Annotated in this window: 17 protein-coding genes; 15 read left to right on the top strand and 2 right to left on the bottom strand. The window is 56.4% G+C overall.

Features of this window, described 5'->3' with window-relative positions; translation table 11 throughout:
* Positions 1-40 precede the first annotated feature (40 nt).
* From IM265_RS14980 to IM265_RS14910, 15 genes are all read left to right on the top strand, one after another.
* Positions 41-2,419, top strand: a complete 2,379-nt coding sequence (locus IM265_RS14980) for a DMSO/selenate family reductase complex A subunit (protein ID WP_305038395.1) — start codon at positions 41-43, stop codon at positions 2,417-2,419.
* Positions 2,416-3,045, top strand: a complete 630-nt coding sequence (locus IM265_RS14975) for a DMSO/selenate family reductase complex B subunit (protein ID WP_003860631.1) — start codon at positions 2,416-2,418, stop codon at positions 3,043-3,045. Before IM265_RS14980 ends, IM265_RS14975 begins: the two co-directional genes overlap by 4 nt.
* Entirely contained in the window at positions 3,038-3,826 is a 789-nt protein-coding gene (locus IM265_RS14970) for a DmsC/YnfH family molybdoenzyme membrane anchor subunit (RefSeq protein WP_028014064.1), read from the top strand. Before IM265_RS14975 ends, IM265_RS14970 begins: the two co-directional genes overlap by 8 nt.
* Positions 3,826-4,701, top strand: a complete 876-nt coding sequence (locus tag IM265_RS14965; RefSeq protein ID WP_193030331.1) for a 4Fe-4S binding protein — start codon at positions 3,826-3,828, stop codon at positions 4,699-4,701. Before IM265_RS14970 ends, IM265_RS14965 begins: the two co-directional genes overlap by 1 nt.
* 123 nt (positions 4,702-4,824) lie before the next feature.
* Positions 4,825-5,256 carry a nucleoside-diphosphate kinase gene (ndk, locus tag IM265_RS14960; RefSeq protein WP_003860625.1) on the top strand — a complete coding sequence of 144 codons (432 nt, stop codon included), beginning with the start codon at positions 4,825-4,827 and terminating at the stop codon, positions 5,254-5,256.
* Positions 5,257-5,403: 147 nt separating this feature from the next.
* A complete protein-coding gene (locus IM265_RS14955) occupies positions 5,404-6,570 on the top strand; it encodes a bifunctional tRNA (adenosine(37)-C2)-methyltransferase TrmG/ribosomal RNA large subunit methyltransferase RlmN (protein WP_028014062.1) in 1,167 nt (388 codons plus the stop codon).
* 291 nt (positions 6,571-6,861) lie between these two features.
* Positions 6,862-7,869: a cytoskeleton protein RodZ gene (rodZ, locus tag IM265_RS14950; RefSeq protein ID WP_047368095.1), complete on the top strand. Its 1,008-nt coding sequence runs from the start codon at positions 6,862-6,864 to the stop codon at positions 7,867-7,869.
* Positions 7,870-7,895: 26 nt separating this feature from the next.
* Positions 7,896-9,014 (top strand): flavodoxin-dependent (E)-4-hydroxy-3-methylbut-2-enyl-diphosphate synthase, encoded by a 1,119-nt coding sequence (gene ispG / locus IM265_RS14945; protein WP_193030333.1) that lies wholly within the window; start codon positions 7,896-7,898, stop codon positions 9,012-9,014.
* 80 nt (positions 9,015-9,094) lie between these two features.
* Positions 9,095-10,369 carry a histidine--tRNA ligase gene (gene hisS / locus IM265_RS14940; RefSeq protein ID WP_028014060.1) on the top strand — a complete coding sequence of 425 codons (1,275 nt, stop codon included), beginning with the start codon at positions 9,095-9,097 and terminating at the stop codon, positions 10,367-10,369.
* Positions 10,370-10,382: 13 nt separating this feature from the next.
* Positions 10,383-11,003: a YfgM family protein gene (locus IM265_RS14935; RefSeq protein ID WP_028014059.1), complete on the top strand. Its 621-nt coding sequence runs from the start codon at positions 10,383-10,385 to the stop codon at positions 11,001-11,003.
* Positions 11,004-11,013: 10 nt separating this feature from the next.
* Complete coding sequence (gene bamB / locus IM265_RS14930; protein ID WP_193030335.1) at positions 11,014-12,192, top strand: outer membrane protein assembly factor BamB; 1,179 nt, start codon at positions 11,014-11,016, stop codon at positions 12,190-12,192.
* Positions 12,193-12,304: 112 nt separating this feature from the next.
* On the top strand, positions 12,305-13,780 hold the full coding sequence (der, locus tag IM265_RS14925; protein ID WP_028014057.1) for a ribosome biogenesis GTPase Der: 1,476 nt from the start codon (positions 12,305-12,307) through the stop codon (positions 13,778-13,780).
* A gap of 300 nt (positions 13,781-14,080) precedes the next feature.
* A complete protein-coding gene (locus IM265_RS14920; protein WP_041908728.1) occupies positions 14,081-15,625 on the top strand; it encodes a peptide MFS transporter in 1,545 nt (514 codons plus the stop codon).
* 58 nt (positions 15,626-15,683) lie between these two features.
* A complete protein-coding gene (locus IM265_RS14915; protein WP_193030337.1) occupies positions 15,684-16,718 on the top strand; it encodes an oxidoreductase in 1,035 nt (344 codons plus the stop codon).
* 47 nt (positions 16,719-16,765) lie between these two features.
* A complete protein-coding gene (locus tag IM265_RS14910; RefSeq protein WP_193030339.1) occupies positions 16,766-16,987 on the top strand; it encodes a zinc ribbon domain-containing protein in 222 nt (73 codons plus the stop codon).
* Here the strand turns inward: IM265_RS14910 and IM265_RS14905 are convergent.
* Positions 16,984-17,334, bottom strand: a complete 351-nt coding sequence (locus tag IM265_RS14905; protein ID WP_028014053.1) for a protealysin inhibitor emfourin — start codon at positions 17,332-17,334, stop codon at positions 16,984-16,986. The genes IM265_RS14910 and IM265_RS14905 overlap by 4 nt on opposite strands.
* A complete protein-coding gene (locus tag IM265_RS14900) occupies positions 17,335-18,354 on the bottom strand; it encodes a M4 family metallopeptidase (protein ID WP_063437004.1) in 1,020 nt (339 codons plus the stop codon).
* Positions 18,355-18,375 lie beyond the last annotated feature (21 nt).

Raw genomic sequence — 18,375 nt, 5'->3', positions numbered from 1 at the left:
AAAAAAAACGAGAATGCGTTTTTATTTTAAGGAACGAGCAATGAAGAAAAATAAAAATCAGGGAGAGGGGCTTATTCCCGCGCTATCCCGGCGTCATTTTATTCAGGCAGGGTCGGCGCTCGCCGCCCTTCCTTTTGTAGCGACAACAGGTAAAGCACAGGCACAGAGTACGGCGGCAACACACGCGACGCCTGAAGAAAAAGTGGTGCAAACCTGCAGCACGTTTGACTGCGGCGGTAAATGTGATATTCGCGCTCACGTTAGTGAGGGCGTTGTTACCCGAATTTCAACGCGTCCGGACAATGCGTTAGATCCGCAGATGCCGATAATGCGCGCCTGCGTTCGTGGCCGCGCTTATCGGAAATTTGTTTATCATCCCGATCGGCTTAAATATCCAATGAAACGCGTGGGTAAACGTGGCGAAGGAAAATTCGAGCGTATTACCTGGGATGAAGCCACCACTCTTATTGCGAATCAATTAAAAACGATTACACAAAAATACGGCGCTGCCTCACGCTATGTGCATGTGGGCACTGCGGTATCCGGCGGAACGTTTTCCGGCGATAAAATGGTTCGTCGTCTGCTCAACTTAACTGGCGGCTATCTCGAAAGCTATCACTCAGTCAGTATGGGCAACACGGCGGCAGCCACGCCGTATACCTACGGCACTGCCGCCAGCGGCAGCTCTCTGGACACGCTGCTGGACACCAAACTGGTCATTCTCTGGGGACATAACCCGACGGAAACGATCTTTGGTCACAGCAACTACTTCTATCAGAAGATGAAGCAAAACGGCACGCGCTTTATCGTTGTCGATCCGCGCTATTCCGATACGGTTTCCTCCCTGGCTGACCAGTGGATCCCGCTGCTTCCCACAACAGACAACGCCCTGATGGACGCCATGATGTACACGATCGTCACGGAGAATCTGCACGATCGCGACTTCATCCAGCGCTATACCCTGGGCTTTGACGAAGCATCCATGCCGGAAGGCGTTCCGGCCAATGAATCCCTTATGGCTTATCTGAGCGGCGCAAAAGATGGCGTGGCGAAAACGCCCGAGTGGGCAGAGAAAATCACCCACGTGCCTGCGCAGACCATTCGTCAGCTGGCGCGCGACTACGCAACCACCAAACCCGCCGCGCTGATTCAGGGCTGGGGACCGCAGCGCCATAACTGCGGCGAGCGCACCGCGCGCGGCTCGACGTTACTGGCAACGCTGACGGGTAACGTTGGGGTGAAGGGCGGCTGGGCGGCAGGCTATGGCGGCTGCGCTAATCGTAAATTTGCTACCGGGCCGGAGATGCCGGATAACCCGGTAAAAGCCAAAATATCGGTGATGAACTGGGTGCAGGCCGCCGATGATGCTTCTAAGGTAACGGCGGAAGACGGCCTGAAGGATGCAGAGAAGCTGGACAGCAATATCCGCATCCTCTTCTCGCTGGCGGGAAATTATCTGGCTAACCAGAACCCGGATCTGCATCAGGCGACGCGCGTGCTGGAAGACGAGTCGAAAATCGAGTTTATCGTCGCAAGTGATCTGTTTATGACGCCGAGCGCCAGATACGCCGATCTTCTCCTGCCGGAAACCAGCTTTATGGAACGCTGGAATATCGGCGAAACCTGGGGCACGGCAAGCTATCTGATCCTGTCGGAAAAGCTGATTGAACCTGAATTCGAACGCCGTTCAGACTACGACTGGCTGCGGGAAGTTGCTGCTAAGCTTGGCGTCGAACCTGCATTCAGCGAGGGCCGTGACGAAAAAGCGTGGATTGAGCACATCTGGGAGCAGACGCGGCTCTCCATGCCAGATGAAAACCTGCCGGACTTCGCGACGCTACAAAAGACGCGCCAGCATCTTTTCAAAAGCGCGCCGTTCGTCGCTTTTGAAGACAATATTCGCGATCCGCAAAATCATCCGTTCCCGACGCCGTCCGGGAAAATTGAGATCTTCTCGAAGCGTCTGTACGACATGCACCATCCGGAGATTCCGGCGCTATCGCACTACGTGCCTGCCCATGAAGGGCCGGAAGACGAACTGGCGAAAACCTTCCCGCTGCAGCTGATCACCTGGAAAGGGAAAAACCGTGCTAACTCAACCCAGTACGCCAACCCGTGGCTGATTGAGGCGCAGCAGCAAAAGCTGTGGATCAACCCGCAGGACGCGCAAAAGCGCGGCATTTCCCAGGGGGATACCGTGCGCATTCATAACGCGCGCGGCATTTGTGAAATTCCGGCTGAGGTCACGCCGCGCATCATTCCGGGCGTTGTTGCCATGCAGGCAGGCGCCTGGTGGCAGCCGGACGAACAGGGCGTCGATAAAGGCGGCTGCGCGAACGTGCTCAGCTCTGCCCGTATTACCGCGCTTGCGAAAGGGAATTCCCATCAAACCATGCTGGTGGAGGTAGCTAAAGCATGAGTCAGTTTAAACACTACGCGCCGGTGAGCGATAAACAGCTGGGTTTCTATATTGACTCTTCCCGCTGCTCGGGCTGCAAGGCATGCCAGGTGGCGTGCAAAGACAAAAACAACCTTGAGGTCGGACGTCGTTTCCGTCGCGTATACGAAGTCAACGGCGGGAATTTCATCCCAACCGGGCAGGGCGGCGTTAGCAACAACGTTTTTGCCTACACGCTCTCTATTTCCTGTAACCACTGTGCGGACCCGATCTGCACCAAAAACTGTCCGACCACCGCAATGCACAAGCGTCCGGGCGACGGCATCGTGCGCGTTGATACGGACAAGTGCGTTGGCTGCGGCTACTGCGCGTGGTCTTGCCCTTACGGCGCGCCACAGCTCAACGAGCAGACCGGGCAGATGTCCAAATGCGATTTTTGCGTGGATCTGCAGGCAAAGGGCGAGCAGCCCGTCTGCGTGGCAACCTGTCCGCTTGAGGCGATCAAATTTGGGCCTATTGATGAACTTCGGGCGAAATACGGTGCGGTATGCGATGTGAAGGGCTTGCCGGATTCCTCGATTACAAAACCGAACCTGGTGATCAAAGCGCATCAGGGCGCAGAGAAAGAGGGGAAACGTCATGCATGAGTTACCGCTGCTGATTTTTACGCTGTTCCTGCAGGGATCGGTTGGCGTGACGCTCTGGCTGGCGTTCGGGGGGGCGCATACTACACCGCGTAGCGCGCTGCTGCCTGCCGCTGGGGCGTTTGTGCTGGCGAGCCTGGGGCTGCTCGCCTCAGCGCTGCATATGGGCTATCCGCTCAATGCCCTGAACGCGCTACGCCACGTCTCCAGCTCGTGGCTGAGCCGTGAGATTATCTTCGCCAGCCTTTACCTGGCGGCGCTTGGCCTCGCCGTGCTGCTGATGTTTTCCAATAAGCCAGGCTGGAAGCTGCTTTTGGCCGTGGCGGGTCTTGTCGGGCTGGTGGACGTGTTCTGCATGGCACAAATCTACATGCACGCGTCCGTGGTGACCTGGCAGCACATTAACACGCTGGTACTGTTTATCGGCTCGGTGGGTATCATCGGTTCAGCCTGCATGGCAGTTGGGATGCGTTCCCAGACTACCCTGCGTGCGGCGGTTGTCATTATCACGCTGGTGGTGCTTGTGCGTCTGGTGATGCAGCCCGTCTGGCTGGCAGACATCACTGCCATGGACAATACCGTGGTGACGTTCCCTCACGCTCCGCTACGGATGCTCGAACAGCTGCGCGCGGTACATCTGCTGAGCTGGTGCGTGTCCGTTGCAGGTATGCTCTGCTTTGCTGCGGGCGGCCTGAAAGCGGCGCGCGGCACGCTGCTGCTGGGCAGCGCCTTGCTGATTGTGGGTGAGCTGATGCTGCGCTTCGTTTTCTTCAGTATTGGCTGATGGGCAGATTGACGTTTGCCCCGGCGATGGACGTGACGCATGCGTGCGTCCGTCGCCGTTTTCGCCACGCTTCCTGCTGCGCCTGCGCGGACGTTTGTCCAGCGCAGGCTTTTTCTTTTACGGAAACCGGCGTCTCGGTTGATGAAAATCGCTGTATTGAATGCGGTGACTGCCTGTTCGTCTGCCCCTCCGGGGCCATTACCGGCATCGCGCCGCGAAAGCGATTTCTGCGTGGAGATATCCTTGTTGGGCCTTTTACTGAACGCGCACCTGGGGTGAATGAGCTGCTGCTGTGGCACGCGCAACGCCAGGTTCGTTTTATCAGTATCGACGCAGAGCAATACCCTGACTGGCTGCTGGCGCTTGCCCGGCTTAATCTTGCGCTTCGTCGCCGTGGTGAAGCGGAGTGGGGGTTTAAGCTCATACCGATCGGCGAGGTGAATATCGCTCGTCGTGCGCTGATGCACGTTCCCCGCGAGGATGTAAAAGCCTGTCGCGTTTCCCCGGGGCCGCGGGAGCTGCGCAGGGCATTCTCGACGTTTAGCGAGTCAGATATCGCACTCGATATTAATAAGTGCGTGCTGTGCGGTGCGTGCTGGCGAAGCTGCCCGGAAAACGCGATTCGGTTTGAGAACGCCGCGCTGGTGGTGGAGACCGGGCGCTGTACCGGCTGCGGTGGCTGTGAGGCAGTATGTCAGCACGAGGCGATCAACGTCGCAGAAACAGATGGACCGGCAAAAAACGTGGCCACTCCCGCATATAAAGCAGTTTGCCTGACGTGCCAGCGCCAGTTCTGGTCATTTACGCCTGATGAAAAGCAGTGCCCGCTCTGTTTACGCCATCGACACGGTATGCGAAATCCGGCCTGTTGCTAATCTTCGTCTCATTTTAAAAAAATGTTATGCAGAACCATAGGCAATGGCGCTATTGCTCTTTATAATCCGCGCCACACCATACTCAGGTATGCAAAACAACAGAACATTTTACAGAGGTTATCAATGGCTATTGAACGTACTTTTTCCATCATCAAACCAAACGCGGTGGCAAAAAACGTTATTGGCAGCATCTTCGCTCGCTTTGAATCAGCAGGGTTTAAGATCGTTGGCACCAAAATGCTGCACCTGACCGTTGAGCAGGCTCGCGGTTTCTACGCTGAGCACGAAGGTCGTCCATTCTTTGACGGCCTGGTGGAGTTCATGACCTCCGGTCCAATCGTGGTCTCCGTGCTGGAAGGCGAAAACGCAGTACAGCGTCACCGCGATCTGCTGGGTGCAACCAACCCGGACAACGCGCTGGCAGGTACCCTGCGCGCTGACTACGCGGACAGCTTCACCGAGAACGGCACCCACGGTTCCGACTCCGTTGAGTCTGCCGCACGCGAAATCGCGTTCTTCTTCGCTGAAGGCGAAGTGTGCCCGCGCACTCGCTAATAATTTCGTAAATGCCGCGTGCAAACGTGGCATCCCTGCGCCAGACTTTGTACAATGCAACGCCCCGGACGAGCAGACTGCTTACCGGGGCGTTTCTTTTCAACCCACCAAGGGCCACAACGTGTAACAACGAGGCCGGAAAAAATTATGTCTGAACTAGTGAATACCTCCGAAGTCGCCATTCCTGCGGTTCCCAATAAAAATGGAAAAATTAACCTGCTGGACCTGAACCGTCAGCAGATGCGCGAGTTCTTTAAAGATATGGGTGAGAAGCCGTTTCGTGCCGATCAGGTAATGAAATGGATGTACCACTACTGCAGCGACAACTTTGATGAGATGACCGACATCAACAAAGTGCTGCGCAACAAGCTCAAAGAAGTGGCTGAAATCCGCGCGCCGGAGGTGGTGGAAGAGCAGCGCTCGGCAGACGGCACCATCAAATGGGCGATTGCCGTAGGCGATCAGCGCGTTGAAACCGTCTACATCCCGGAAGACGATCGTGCCACGCTGTGCGTCTCTTCTCAGGTGGGCTGTGCGCTGGAGTGCAAATTCTGCTCTACGGCTCAGCAAGGTTTTAACCGTAACCTTCGCGTGTCTGAAATCATCGGTCAGGTCTGGCGTGCCGCGAAGATCGTGGGTGCGGCAAAAGTGACCGGCACGCGTCCGATCACCAACGTGGTAATGATGGGAATGGGCGAACCGCTGCTGAACCTGACCAACGTGGTGCCGGCGATGGAAATCATGCTGGATGACTTCGGTTTTGGCCTGTCCAAGCGCCGCGTGACGCTGTCTACCTCAGGCGTTGTGCCTGCGCTGGATAAGCTCGGCGACATGATTGACGTTGCGCTGGCTATCTCCCTGCACGCGCCAAACGATGAAATTCGTGACGAAATTGTACCGATTAACAAAAAGTACAATATCGAAACCTTCCTCGCTGCCGTGCGTCGCTACCTGGAGAAATCCAACGCAAACCAGGGCCGCGTCACCATCGAGTACGTGATGCTGGACCACGTCAACGACGGTACTGAGCACGCGCATCAGCTGGCTGAACTGCTGAAGGATACGCCATGCAAAATCAACCTGATCCCATGGAACCCGTTCCCGGGCGCGCCGTATGGCCGTAGCTCGAACAGCCGTATCGACCGTTTCTCCAAGGTGCTGATGGAGTATGGTTTCACCACCATCGTGCGTAAAACCCGCGGTGATGATATTGATGCTGCATGCGGACAGTTGGCCGGTGACGTCATTGACCGTACCAAACGTACCCTGCGTAAACGCATGCAGGGCGAGACCATTGCGGTTAAAGCTGTTTGATTATTATGCATCACGGCGCATTATCTACGCTGTGATGCATAATCTGACTGAATAATCAGTCAGATTCGTGACGTTTGATTAATAATTACGGTGCGTTTCATATGAGTTTCGGGCAGTATGTAACGACGTAACAACAGTTTAGCCACGCGGGCAGAGCTGCACTGTCATCTACCGGCTGACAGTCTTATACTGTCTGTTCAAGGTTAACTGACCTGAAGTTTCGCGGTGCGGGCGGCATTGTGACTCACCGGCACCTGAACCCTTTTTTTCACGTACCAGTAGTTGTAGCGAATGAATACTGAAGCCACTCACGACCAACATGAAGCACTCTCCACTGGCGTTCGTCTTCGCAACGCCCGTGAACAACTCGGACTCAGCCAGCAAGCTGTTGCAGAACGCTTGTGCCTGAAAGTTTCCACGGTTCGCGATATTGAAGAAGATAAGGCGCCAGCCGATCTGGCTTCAACATTTCTGCGCGGCTATATCCGCTCTTACGCAAAACTGGTGCACATCCCCGAAAACGAATTACTGCCAATGATGGAGAAGCAGGCACCGGTTCGTGCAGCAAAAGTTGCCCCGATGCAAACTTTCTCTCTGGGGAAACGTCGTAAAAAACGTGATGGCTGGCTGATGAGCTTTACCTGGCTGGTGCTGTTTGTTGTTGTCGGCCTGACTGGCGCATGGTGGTGGCAAAACCATAAGGCGCAGCAGGAAGAGATCACCACGATGGCCGATCAATCCTCCGCTGAACTCAATCAGGCGAGCAATGGTGGTGCCCAGAGCGTTCCGCTTAACACCGACGGTGCGGCGGCCTCAAGCGAGCCGCAAACAACGGCTCCGGCAACCGATGCAGCACAGGCTCCGGCCGCAACGGCGAACACCGCTGCGCCTCAGGCTCAGGATCAAAACGCGGTCGTCGCCCCTTCTCAGGCAAATGTCGATACTGCGGCGAACGTCCCTGCAGCGACTCAGCCGGCGAACAACGCCGCTGCGTCCCTGCCGACCGACCCGGCGGCAACCGCCGCGCCAGCCGCCGATCCAAACGCGCTGGTGATGAACTTCACGGCTGACTGTTGGCTGGAAGTGACTGACGCGACAGGTAAAAAACTGTTCAGCGGCCTGCAGCGGAAAGATGGCACGTTAAACCTAACGGGTCAGGCACCTTACAAACTTAAAATCGGCGCTCCGGCAGCGGTACAGATCCAGTATCAAGGAAAACCTGTCGACCTGAGCCGCTTTATCAGAACTAACCAGGTTGCACGTCTTACCGTTAATGCCGAACAATCAGCAGCACAGTAACAGACGGGCAACGCGGGAGATTTTTCATGCATAACCAGGCTCCGATTCAACGTAGAAAATCGAAACGGATTTACGTTGGGAATGTGCCAGTCGGCGATGGGGCACCTATCGCCGTCCAGTCGATGACCAATACGCGTACCACGGATGTGGAAGCAACGGTCAACCAAATCAAAGCATTAGAGCGTGTAGGCGCGGACATTGTTCGCGTCTCAGTGCCCACGATGGATGCCGCTGAGGCGTTCAAGCTGATCAAACAGCAGGTCAGCGTGCCGCTGGTTGCAGATATCCACTTCGACTACCGTATCGCGCTGAAAGTTGCTGAATACGGCGTTGATTGCCTGCGTATTAACCCGGGCAACATCGGCAATGAAGAACGCATTCGCATGGTGGTTGACTGCGCCCGCGACAAAAACATTCCAATCCGTATCGGCGTGAACGCCGGCTCTCTGGAAAAAGATCTGCAGGAAAAATATGGCGAGCCAACGCCGCAGGCGCTGCTCGAATCCGCCATGCGTCACGTCGGTCATCTTGATCGTCTTAACTTCGATCAGTTCAAGGTCAGCGTAAAAGCCTCTGACGTTTTCCTGGCCGTTGAATCGTATCGTCTGCTGGCAAAACAGATCGACCAGCCTCTGCATCTCGGGATCACCGAAGCGGGCGGCCTGCGTAGCGGTTCGGTGAAGTCTGCGATCGGCCTGGGCCTGCTGCTCTCCGAAGGGATCGGCGACACCCTGCGCGTCTCGCTGGCGGCGGATCCGGTAGAAGAGATCAAGGTCGGTTTCGATATTCTGAAATCGCTGCGTATCCGATCGCGTGGGATCAACTTCATTGCCTGCCCAACCTGTTCGCGTCAGGAATTTGACGTGATCGGCACGGTGAATGCCCTGGAACAGCGTCTGGAAGACATCATCACCCCGATGGACGTCTCCATCATCGGCTGTGTCGTGAACGGTCCGGGTGAAGCGCTGGTCTCAACCCTGGGCGTAACCGGCGGTAACAAGAAAAGTGGTCTCTATGAAGATGGCGTTCGTAAAGATCGTCTGGATAATAGCGACATGATTGACCAGCTTGAAGCCCGCATCCGCGCCAAAGCCGCGATGATGGACGAGACACAGCGTATCAGCGTTCAGCAGGTTGAAAAATAACGTGATGGGAAGCGTGCCGCTTCCCATGTATGATTGAACCCATTCTTTGGGTTTTTTTTGTATATAGAAAGAGAATAAACGTGGCAAAAAACATTCAAGCCATCCGCGGCATGAACGATTACCTGCCTGGCGAAACCGCCATCTGGCAGCGCATTGAAGGCACACTGAAGCAGGTGCTCGGCAGCTACGGTTACAGCGAAATCCGTTTGCCGATTGTAGAGCAGACCCCGTTATTCAAACGCGCGATCGGTGAAGTGACCGACGTGGTTGAAAAAGAGATGTACACCTTTGAGGACCGCAACGGCGACAGCCTGACCCTGCGTCCGGAAGGTACGGCGGGCTGCGTACGCGCCGGCATCGAACATGGTCTTCTGTACAATCAGGAGCAGCGCCTGTGGTATATCGGCCCGATGTTCCGCCACGAACGTCCGCAGAAAGGTCGTTATCGCCAGTTTAACCAGCTGGGTGTGGAAGTCTTTGGCCTGCAGGGCCCGGACATCGATGCCGAACTGATTATGCTGACCGCTCGCTGGTGGCGCGCCCTCGGTATCTCTGAGCACGTTTCGCTGGAACTGAACTCAATCGGTTCTCTGGAAGCGCGTGCTAACTACCGCGATGCGCTGGTGGCGTTCCTGGAGCAGCATAAAGAGAAGCTGGACGAAGATTGCAAACGTCGCATGTACAGCAACCCGCTGCGCGTGCTGGATTCCAAAAACCCTGATGTTCAGGCGCTGCTGAACGATGCCCCTGCGCTGGGTGACTACCTGGACGACGAGTCTCGCGAACACTTTACCGGCCTGTGCAAGCTGCTCGAAGCGGCGGGCATTGCCTACACCGTGAACCAGCGTCTGGTGCGCGGTCTGGACTACTACAACCGCACCGTATTTGAGTGGGTAACCACCAGCCTCGGTTCTCAGGGCACCGTGTGTGCCGGCGGCCGTTATGACGGTCTGGTTGAGCAACTGGGTGGTCGTGCGGCGCCTGCGGTTGGCTTCGCGATGGGTCTTGAGCGACTTGTTTTGCTGGTTCAGGCAGTTAATCCGGAATTTAAAGCAGATTCCGTTGTCGATATATACCTGGTGGCTTCAGGCGCGGAAACGCAGTCTGCGGCGATGCAGCTTGCCGAACGCGTGCGCGATGCGCTGCCGGGCGTTAAGCTGATGACCAACCATGGCGGCGGCAACTTCAAAAAACAGTTTGCTCGTGCCGATAAGTGGGGCGCAAGTATTGCACTGGTGCTGGGCGAGTCCGAAGTGGCTAACGGCGAAGTGGTAGTAAAAGACCTGCGCTCTGGTGAGCAGACAACGGTAACGCAGGACGGCGTTGCGGCGCACTTGCGCACTCTATTGGGCTAAGGAGAAAGACGGCGTGGAAATGTACGAGAACGAACACGATCAGGTCGACGCGATTAAACGCTTCTTTGCTGAAAACGGCAAAGCGCTGGTTGTTGGGGTTATTTTAGGTGTGGGTGCGCTGGTGGGCTGGCGTTACTGGAACAACCATCAGGCGGATTCCGCGCGCGGCGCGTCCCTGTCCTATGAAAATACCGTTAGCGCGATTCGTGCCGACCAGCCGCAAACGCTGGCTGCGGCAGAGAAATTTGCCGCTGACAACAAAAACACTTACGGTGCACTGGCAGCGCTGGAAGTGGCTCAGCAGTACGTTGATAAAAACGAACTGGATAAAGCCGCTGCTCAGCTGTCTCAGGGCCTTGCTGCTGCCAGCGATGAAAACCTGAAAGCGGTGATCAATCTGCGTCTGGCACGTATTCAGGTTCAGCAGAAAAAAGCTGACGACGCGCTGAAAACGCTCGATACCATCAAAGGCGAAGGTTTTGCTGCCATCGTTGCCGATCTGCGCGGTGAAGCACTGCTGAGCAAAGGTGACAAAGCGGGCGCGCGTAAAGCGTGGCAAGCTGGCGTAGAGAGCAAAGCGTCACCTGCGCTGAGCGAAATGATGCAGATGAAAATAAATAATTTGTCCGTCTGAGAGGGACCCGATGCAATTGCGTAAATTACTTCTGCCAGGACTGCTTTCTGTTACGTTATTAAGTGGTTGTTCACTGTTCAGTGGCGAAGAAGACGTTGTGAAAATGTCCCCACTGCCGACGGTTGAAAACCAGTTTACCCCATCCACCGCGTGGGATGTCTCCGTGGGCAGCGGGATTGGTGATTTCTATTCCAACCTTCATCCTGCGTATGCAGACAGCGTTGTCTATGCCGCTGACCGCAAAGGTACCGTGAAAGCGGTGAACGCCGATGACGGGAAAGAGGTCTGGTCCGTTAACCTGGCGGAAAAAGACGGCTGGTTCTCCCGTAAACCTGCACTGCTATCTGGCGGCCTGACCGTTTCCGGTGGGCATGTCTACGTGGGCAGCGAAAAAGCGCAGGTTTACGCGCTGAATGCCAGCGATGGTTCTGTTGCATGGCAGACCGCCGTAGCCGGTGAGTCCTTGTCACGTCCGGTTGTGAGCGACGGGCTGGTGCTGATCCATACCAGCAACGGCCAGCTGCAGGCACTGAACGAAGCGGACGGCCTGGTAAAATGGACCGTTAACCTGGATATGCCTGCGCTGTCTCTGCGCGGTGAATCCGCACCTGCAACCGCATTTGGCGCTGCCATTGTGGGCGGTGACAACGGTCGCGTGAGTGCCGTGCTGATGCAGCAGGGCCAGATGATCTGGCAGCAGCGTATCTCGCAGGCCACTGGCTCAACTGAAATCGACCGCCTGAGCGACGTAGACACTACCCCGGTTATCGTTGACGGTGTGGTTTACGCCCTGGCCTATAACGGCAACCTGACCGCGCTGGACCTGCGCAGCGGCCAGATCATGTGGAAACGTGAGCTGGGCTCTGTGAATGATTTCATCGTGGACGGTAACCGCATCTATATGGTTGACCAGAACGATCGCCTGCTGGCGCTGAGCACCGAAGGCGGCGTGACGCTGTGGACGCAAAGCGATCTGCTGCACCGTCTGCTGACCGCGCCAGTGCTGTACAACGGTAGCCTGGTGGTTGGCGACAGCGAAGGCTATATGCACTGGGTTGATCCAGAGAATGGCCGCTTCGTGGCGCAGCAGAAAGTGGACGGTTCAGGCTTCCTGACCGACCCGGTTGTGGCTGACGGCAAACTGCTGATTCAGGCAAAAGAAGGCACGCTGTACGCGATCACGCGTTAATTACCCGGCGGTTGTAGTATACTAAACGGCTCCTGTTCACTCAGGAGCCGTTTTGACATTTTTAAAAACGCCGCGAATGCGACGTTTATTTGAATTTTATGAGGCTTCAAACATGGTACCTGTGGTCGCGCTTGTCGGGCGCCCTAACGTTGGAAAATCCACTCTTTTTAACCGTTTAACACGCACCCGTGATGCGCTGGTTGCGGATTTCCCGGGGCTGACGCGTGACCGTAAGTACGGTCGTGCAGAGGTGGAAGGACGCGAGTTCATCTGTATTGATACCGGCGGTATTGATGGCACAGAAGACGGCGTTGAAACCCGCATGGCGGAACAGTCCTTGCTGGCGATCGAAGAAGCGGATGTTGTGCTGTTCATGGTGGATGCGCGCGCTGGCCTGATGCCGGCGGACTCCGCAATTGCTAAGCACCTGCGTTCTCGCGAAAAGCCAACTTTCCTGGTAGCGAACAAAACTGACGGCATCGATGCCGATCAGGCTATCGCGGACTTCTGGTCTCTGGGCATGGGGGATATCCACCCGATTGCGGCATCGCATGGCCGCGGTGTGACCAGCCTGCTGGAAACCGTTCTGCTGCCGTGGGTGGACGAAGTGAACCCGCCGGAAGAGGTGGACGAAGACGCCGCATACTGGGCGCAGTTCGAAGACGGTGAAGAGGGCGAAGAAGAAGAGCCTGAGGATGACTTCAACCCGCAGGATCTGCCGATCAAGCTGGCTATCGTCGGTCGTCCAAACGTAGGTAAGTCTACGCTTACTAACCGTATTCTGGGTGAAGAGCGCGTAGTGGTTTACGACATGCCGGGCACTACGCGTGACAGCATCTACATCCCGATGCAGCGCGATGAACGTGAGTATGTCCTTATCGACACCGCCGGTGTACGTAAGCGCGGAAAAATCACCGACGTGGTGGAAAAATTCTCCGTTATCAAAACCCTGCAGGCGATTGAAGATGCCAACGTGGTGCTGCTGGTCATCGACGCGCGTGAAGGTATCTCCGATCAGGATCTCTCTCTGCTCGGCTTTATCCTCAATAGTGGGCGTTCACTGGTCATCGTCGTCAACAAGTGGGACGGCCTGAGCAATGAAGTGCGTGAGCAGGTGAAAGAGACCCTGGACTTCCGTCTGGGCTTTATCGACTTTGCCCGCGTGCACTTTATCTCTGCGCTGCACGGCAGCGGCGTCGGTAACCTGTTCGAATCCGTGCGTGAAGCCTACGACAGCTCCACCCGTCGTCAGAGCACCGCCATGCTGACCCGTATCATGAATATGGCTGCAGAAGATCACCAGCCGCCGCTGGTGCGCGGTCGTCGCGTGAAGCTGAAATATGCCCACGCCGGTGGCTATAACCCGCCAATCGTGGTGATTCACGGCAACCAGGTGAAAGACCTGCCGGATTCCTACAAGCGCTACCTGATGAACTACTTCCGTAAATCGCTGGACGTGATGGGCACGCCTATTCGTATCCAGTTCAAGGAAGGGGAAAACCCGTTCGCCAACAAGCGCAACACCCTGACGCCGAACCAGATGCGTAAGCGTAAGCGTTTGATTAAGCACATTAAGAAAAGCAAATAATCATTGCCGATCTCATAAAGGCCCGCGTTTATCGCGGGCTTTTTTTTGGCCCAATCATACCGTCGGTTCTCTCTGTGTGAAGTCAATCACTATTCACTCCCAACCATCTTTAAATCCAGAAAAGTAGACAATCGTCGAATTTTCATCTTAAAGTCCCTGGTCCGGTACTAGACAAAACTAGCGACTGGTTATCAAATGGTTAACTAACTTTTCGCCGCATGTAAAAAATCGGTCAGATACGTAACTGGCCGGCGTACCTGCTGGTGTTTACAAGCACGACACATACCTTTCGGGAGAATTATGCAATCCTCTGTTAATCAAAAAGAGAGCCGAACCTTCTTCGGCCATCCTTATCCGCTCGGTTCGCTGTTCTTTACCGAGATGTGGGAGCGTTTCTCGTTCTACGGCATTCGCCCGCTGCTGATCCTGTTTATGGCCGCCACCGTCTATGACGGAGGGATGGGACTGGCGCGCGAAAACGCCTCGGCGATTGTCGGTATTTTTGCCGGTACCATGTACCTGGCCGCGCTGCCGGGCGGCTGGCTGGCGGATAACTGGCTCGGCCAGCAGAGAGCCGTCTGGTACGGTTCGATTCTGATCGCGCTCGGCCACCTGTCGATTGCGCTGTCAGCTATCATGGGCAACAACCTGTTCTTTATCGGCCTGATGTTCATCGTGCTCGGCTCTGGCCTGTTCAAAACCTGTATCTCGGTGATGGTCGGCACCCTGTATAAAAAAGGCGACGCGCGTCGTGACGGCGGTTTCTCGCTGTTCTACATGGGCATTAATATGGGCTCGTTCATCGCCCCGCTGATTTCCGGCTGGCTGATAAAAACCCACGGCTGGCACTGGGGCTTTGGTATTGGCGGCATCGGGATGCTGGTGGCGCTGATTATCTTCCGCGTGTTTGCGGTTCCGGCGATGAAGCGCTACGACAGCGAAGTCGGTCTGGACTCCACATGGAACAGCCCGGTGGTGAAGCGCAACGGCGTGGGCGTCTGGCTGCTGGCGCTGGCGGCAGGCGTGGCAACGCTCGTGACGCTGATCGCGCAGGGCGTGATTGTCATTAACCCGGTCGCGGTAGCCAGCGTGCTGGTCTACGTAATTGCGGCGTCCGTTGCCCTCTACTTCATCTACCTGTTCATCTTCGCGGGCCTGAACCGTAAAGAGCGCGCCAGGCTGCTGGTCTGCTTTATTCTGCTGGTCTCCGCCGCGTTCTTCTGGTCCGCGTTTGAGCAGAAGCCCACCTCGTTCAACCTGTTTGCCAACGACTACACTAACCGCATGATCGGGGATTTTGAAATTCCGGCGGTGTGGTTCCAGTCGATTAACGCCCTGTTCATCATCCTGCTGGCCCCGGTGTTCAGCTGGGCATGGCCAAAGCTCGCGAGCATGAACATTCGCCCGAGCAGCATCACCAAGTTTGTTATCGGTATTCTGTGTGCGGCAGCGGGCTTTGGCCTGATGATGCTGGCGGCACAGAACGTGCTGAGCAACGGCGGGGCGGGCGTGTCGCCGTTCTGGCTGGTGGGCAGTATCTTAATGCTGACGCTGGGTGAGCTGTGCCTGAGCCCGATCGGTCTGGCGACCATGACCCTGCTGGCGCCGGAGAGAATGCGCGGCCAGATGATGGGGCTGTGGTTCTGCGCCAGCGCGCTGGGTAACCTGGCGGCGGGCCTGATTGGCGGTCACGTGAAGGCCGACCAGCTGGATATGCTGCCGGATCTCTTCGCGCGCTGCTCCATCGCGCTGCTGATTTGTGCCGCAGTGCTGATCGTCCTCATTGTTCCGGTGCGCCGCATGCTGGAAAATGCACAAACTAAACCGGCAGCTAGCGCCTCATAAACCTCAGTGTGCCGGGGCAGGCGTTATGCCCCGGCACTGTACTTCCTGAGGTGAAACCATGCCGTTAGGATTTGTTGGTCTTGGTGCGGTAGTGGAAACAGCCTATCTGCCCGCACTACGTAATCTGTTCGATGGCGCTGTTCGTTGTTTCGGCTTTGATGTTCTCCCCGCAAAGCACCCTGAAGGCGTTACGCGCTGCGCCTCGCTTGCTGCGCTTTTAGCCACCCCGTTGGATACCCTTTTTATTACCACCGCATCGCTGCACCACCTTGAGGTGCTTGAGCTGGCGATTGCCTCGCCGGTTCCGCGGATTGTGATTGAAAAACCGATTGTCGCCACGCTTCCTCAAATCGAAAAACTCAACGCGCTGCTGGCAACGCCCGGCGTGGCGTCCCGCGTGCTGGCGCTCGACCACTGGATGGCGCGCATCGAAACGGTGAAGCGGTCGCTGGTCGGCCATATATCTGACATTGCCAGAATCGAAGGTTTTTTGCAGGAGCCGAGCGGATATAACGCCGCAGGGGAACCCATCGCGCTCAATTTCGCGACCGGAGAACCGGATACCAGAACGCTTCACCACCCGGACGGCGTGATTCTGGATATCGGAACGCACGTGCTGGCGATGCTGCGTGAAACGCTGCGCTATCTGGGCGGTCAGGACGATATGACGCTGCAGGTGATAACGGCTAAAGACCGCCTGGGCCACGATATCGCAAAGGGTGACCAGACCACCGCGGAAGGCGAGGCGCACTTGCAGGGAACCATCAGTGGCGTGCCGGTGGGCATCTGGCTTAATAAATACGCGGGACCCGCGGGCGGGCAAAAGGGCCTGCGTCTCTATTTACGCGACGGCCGCATTATCAACTACGACCGACGCGGCGCGGAAGATGTGCTGGAGCTAGTTAAAGGTAAGACTATTCAGCGCTGGCATATCCCCGGCACGATTTACGAACGCTGTCTTGCCGGTCATATTCTTGGCGCAAACAGTCTGTTTGAGCGCGATCCACAGGAGGTGAGCCGCACAACGCGCCGCAGGATCGATGAGGTGGCGCTGCTGCTGACCTTGCAGCAACAGTTGCGTGGCCCGCACTGAAGACGTGGTAAAATTATCGCAGACCTGAACGCCCTGAAGGAGACACCATGATCATTACCTGCCCGGATTGCCAGGCACAGCTTGAACCCCTGAACGGGGCGGTGCACTGTGACAGCTGTAATAAAGATATTGCGCTCGAAGCCCGCTGCCCGGAGTGCCATCAGCCACTCCAGGTCTTAAAGGCCTGCGGGGCGGTGGACTATTTCTGCCAGAACGGCCACGGCTTAATTTCTAAAAAGCGCGTGGAGTTTGTTCCGGCCGAAGATTAATCGCACACGCAGTCTTCGCCTTTTTTCCACAGCTCGACCAGCGACTCGGGCGCTTCCTGCTCGGGTACCAGCACGATGATATCGGCATAGTGCGCCTGATTTTGGCCGGTCCAGATAATCTGGATGCGGAAATAGCGCTGGTCACCGCTGCCGGGTGACGACGTCTGACCCGGCGGCTGACCGCGTGGAAAGGCCTGCTCCAGGATGCTCACCAGGCGCTGGCGCTGGGCCTCATTAAGCGAGGAGAGCGCGATGGTACGCTGGCCGCTCAGCTTAGGAATAAAAGCGACGCCGCCTTCCCGGGCCAGCTCAACCACGGCGTCATCCGTCAGTTCCGGAACCTGCATTTACAGCACTCCCACCTGTTCCCAGGCCTGTTTTATCGCCGCCCCAACGTCGCTACCGGAGCGTTTCTCTCCGTGCGCTATCGTCAGTTTTGCGAAGGCATCAAAATCCGCATCCTGCGCCAGATTGCGATCACAAACCGTGTCGTACCAGGCATAACCGGCTTTTTCCCAGGCGTAACCGCCGATCGCCGTCGCGGCCAGGTAAAATGCCCGGTTGGGGATGCCGGAGTTAAGATGGACGCCGCCGTTATCCTCGCGCGTTTTGATGAAATCTTTCATGTGCGCGGGCTGCGGGTCTTTGCCGAGCAGGGGATCGTCGTAGGCGGTGCCGGGTTCAGACATGGAGCGCAGCCCTTTGCCGTTAATGCCCGCAGCCAGCAGCCCTTCACCAATCAACCAGTCTGCTTTATCGGCGGTTTGCTTGAGATGGTACTGTTTCACCAGCGAACCAAACACGTCTGACAGGGACTCATTCAGCGCGCCTGACTGTTCGAAATAGATTAGCCCGGCTTCGGTCTCGGTGACGCCGTGGCTCAGCTCGTGTGCCACCACGTCGATGGCAACCGTAAAGCGGTTAAAGATCTCCCCGTCACCGTCGCCAAACACCATCTGCTGACCGTTCCAGAAGGCGTTCTGATATTCCCGACCGTAATGCACGGTGCCGGTCAAAATCAGTCCCTTATTATCGAGCGAATCGCGCTGATATTCTTTCCAGAAGAAATCATGGGTAATACCCAAATAATCATACGCCTCGTCCACGGCCACATCGCCATTCGACGGCTGGCCCTCGTAACGCACCTGGGTACCCGGCAGCTCCTGGGTCTGTTTCGCATCGTAGATATCGCGCTCAAGCTGACCGGCTTTATTCACGTGCGGCGCGGCGGGTTTGCCCGGCATATGCGCCATCAGCGTCTGGACGTGGGTTAAGGTCTGACGGGCATAGCGCTGCTGCGGTTCGGAACCGCTTTCGATAATACGACGAAGAATATAAGGGGGAATAACGCTACGAAGATGGGACATGCTGCTCTCCTTATTAAAAAA

Origin of the sequence: Enterobacter cloacae complex sp. P17RS (assembly GCF_014895885.1) — a bacterium.
Lineage (GTDB): Bacteria > Pseudomonadota > Gammaproteobacteria > Enterobacterales > Enterobacteriaceae > Enterobacter > Enterobacter bugandensis.
The sequence above is the reverse complement of the archived record's forward strand: the minus strand, read 5'-3'. Positions and strand labels throughout refer to the sequence as shown.